We start from the raw sequence: 2,018 nt of genomic DNA on the forward strand, positions 1-2,018 counted from the left end.
GCTACTATAAATAATATTACAGTTACTCAAGTAAATGTAAAATCAGCTGAATCTCAAATAAGAGATGTAGACTTTGCTAGTGAGAGTGCAAACTTCTCTAAATTTAACATACTAGCCCAAAGTGGTAGCTACGCTATGAGCCAAGCCAACTCAGTACAACAAAATATATTAAGACTACTACAGTAATTAATTTAAATCTTTAATAGCTTAAATTACCAAGAGACTAGAAATCTAATCTCTTGGTTTAAATTTACTCGCAATGCTTAGCCATTGCGGGTTTTATATGCAATATCAATCTTTTTATATTATCAATTAAAATAGATTTATAAATTATGGTAATTGATAAAAATTACTACGACAAATATTAAATCTAAATTATCAAAGCCCAAGTCAAATTCAGCTATGCTTAGTACAATCAATATAAATTCTATCTGTCACATATCTGACAAATTTAAACTTTATTTTAGCCTATAATTATACAATCACTTTTAAAAGGATTTAGAAAAAGTTAATATTAGCTAGCCTACTCGTATCTAGTACGCTTAGCGCTAGCATACTATACCCTACAGATGTCAAGCCAGTATATCTAGCTCCAGACTCAAAAGATATCGCTGGTAAGCTTTTGCCAACAAATGGTATTGATGTAATAGAAGAATCAGGCGATAAGATCAAATTTAGCTTAAGAGGATTTGTAAATCCTACCGCATCAAATGTTATATATTATAGCAATGGTGAGCGCATTATAGCATTATCATTTGCTAAAACTAAAACACCAAAATATGAGATAATCAAAAAAGGTGAGACTGGCAAGTGGGACGAGGTTAAGGTAATAGCCTATACTACAAAAGATAACCTAGAAAAGAGTTAAAACCGATGATGGATAGAGCAAAGCAAATTTATCAAGAGAATTGTTCGATTTGTCATCATTTGCACAAAGAGAGCCAATATAACCCAAATCAATGGCCATCGCTATTTAAATCAATGCTATCACGCACACCAATTGATAAAAAAGATGAATGGTTAATAATTCAATATCTACAAAAAGCCTCACAAGGAGATGTAAAATGAAAACAAATAGAAGAGAATTTTTAAAATTAGGCGCTGCTTTAAGCCTTGCCCCAATGCTACCTAGCAATCTATTTGCTGGGCCAAATACACAAGTGGTTAAAAATGGTGAAATATTCACAGCAGCTCACTGGGGTATGCTAAAAGCTACAGTAAAAGATGGTAAAATTATAAGCTCTAAGCCATATCAAACTCTATCAAAAATCCCAAATCCACTTCAAGACACAATGGCAGATTTAGTATATAAAACTAGAATAACAGCCCCAATGGCAAGAAAAAGCTACCTAGAAAACCCAGATAGCCCAAAACCAGAATTAAGAGGTATAGATGAGTGGGTAGAGGTAAAATATGAAGATGCTATTAAATTAGTAGCAAGAGAGCTGAAAAAAACAAGAGAACAAAAAGGTATGCAAAGTATATTTGCAGGAAGTTATGGCTGGTATAGTAGTGGTAAATTACACAATCCTAGAATTTTGCTACATAGATTTATGAATTTAAGCGGTGGCTTTGTAGGAACTTTGGGTGATTATTCAACTGGAGCTAGTCAGGTTATTATTCCGCATGTAGTTGGAAGTATTGAAGTTTATGAACAACAAACTAGCTGGCCAGTAGTACTAGAACACTCAAAAGTTGTAGTTCTATGGGGTATGAATCCGATCTCAACTCTAAGAATTGCATGGAGCGCTACAGATGATCAAGGGTTTAAATATTTTGAGCAGTTAAGAGATAGCGGCAAAGAGATTATTATAATTGATCCATTATGGAGTGAAACTGGTAAATTCTTTGGCGATAAAGCTAAATGGATTGCGCCAAGACCAAATACAGATACGGCTATGATGCTTGGTATGGCACATCACCTATATACTACAGGTAAATATGATAAAGAATTTATAGCTAATTATACAACTGGATTTGATAAATTCTTGCCATATCTATTAGGTAAAAGCGATAAA

The 2,018-nt window shown here is 33.3% G+C and carries 4 protein-coding genes; all 4 read left to right on the top strand.

What is annotated here, in order from left to right; genetic code table 11:
• Positions 1-186 (top strand): flagellin (locus tag J6V67_RS01320; RefSeq protein ID WP_291857502.1); only part of this gene is annotated, 186 nt, incomplete at its 5' end.
• Positions 187-622: 436 nt separating this feature from the next.
• On the top strand, positions 623-868 hold the full coding sequence (locus J6V67_RS01325; protein ID WP_291857505.1) for a hypothetical protein: 246 nt from the start codon (positions 623-625) through the stop codon (positions 866-868).
• 8 nt (positions 869-876) lie between these two features.
• Complete coding sequence (locus J6V67_RS01330) at positions 877-1,068, top strand: hypothetical protein (RefSeq protein ID WP_291857507.1); 192 nt, start codon at positions 877-879, stop codon at positions 1,066-1,068.
• On the top strand, positions 1,065-2,018 hold a 954-nt coding region (locus tag J6V67_RS01335; protein WP_291857509.1), incomplete at its 3' end, for a molybdopterin-dependent oxidoreductase. The genes J6V67_RS01330 and J6V67_RS01335, both read left to right, overlap by 4 nt.

The organism is Campylobacter sp. (genome assembly GCF_017646085.1).
GTDB lineage: Bacteria > Campylobacterota > Campylobacteria > Campylobacterales > Campylobacteraceae > Campylobacter.

Bases quoted from the DNA above. Each gene is read 5' to 3' on its own strand.
- J6V67_RS01330 (WP_291857507.1), top strand. From the start codon at position 877: ATGGATAGAGCAAAGCAAATTTATCAAGAGAATTGTTCGATTTGTCAT.